The following is an 857-nucleotide window of genomic DNA, read 5'->3' as shown; positions in this document are numbered from 1 at the left end:
AGAGCGCGCAGAAGAATCCATTCCGCCAGCTTAGATCGTTTGCCTTGATCCAGCGCTTTGTTCGCTAAGCTCATGCCGAGTTTGTACATCTTCTGCTTGAACGGTGTGGAATCCATCATGCGTGCAGACACATCAGCCACAATGTTTTCCCACAAGCGCGGTGCCAGTAACACAAAGTTCGGGCCAATCTCGCGTAAGTCCGACATCATGGTTTCTTGTTCTTCCACGAAGTTGACGATTTGACGTGAAATCAACGCCTGACCAACCACATACACCTGCTCCATGATCCAAGGCAGAGGCAGAACAGAAACGTAGTTGTTGCCCGGAGAACGTGGGTCCGCACGCAAGTAAGCCGCACAGTGATCTAAGAACGTGCCGCTGTGAAGTTGCGCCAATTTCGGTTTGGACGTCGTACCCGAAGTGGTACAAAGAATCGAGAGATCACTGCCTTTGGTTGCGGCAACCATATTGAGATACTTATCTGGGTTAGCTTTATCGATCAGCTGCCCTTTTTTGTAGACCTGCTCAACATCGATCAGTCGCGGATCATCGTATTTGCGCATCCCGCGTGGGTCGCAGTAAATAATGTATTCCACACTTGGAATTTCATCCCCAAGCTCAAGAAGTTTGTCGCATTGCTCTTCATCTTCGGCAATCACAACTTTCGCTTTCGCGTAATTGATTAAGTACGCCACTTCTTCATGCATGGAATCTTGATAGATACCCAGTGAATAGCCTTTGATCGCGTGCGCAGCCAGTTCACCCCACACCCATTCAGGTCGGTTATCCCCCAACAGGCCAATCACATCTTGCTCGCCGATGCCTAAATCTTGTAGCGATAATGCCATCCACTTGAC

General features: G+C 49.4%; 1 protein-coding gene. It reads right to left on the bottom strand.

Features of this window, described 5'->3' with window-relative positions:
- On the bottom strand, positions 1 to 857 hold an 857-nt coding region (locus R7190_RS26440), incomplete at both ends, for an AMP-binding protein (RefSeq protein WP_318137747.1).

This window comes from Vibrio sp. 1078-1 (assembly GCF_033340475.1).
The sequence above is the reverse complement of the archived record's forward strand: the minus strand, read 5'-3'. Positions and strand labels throughout refer to the sequence as shown.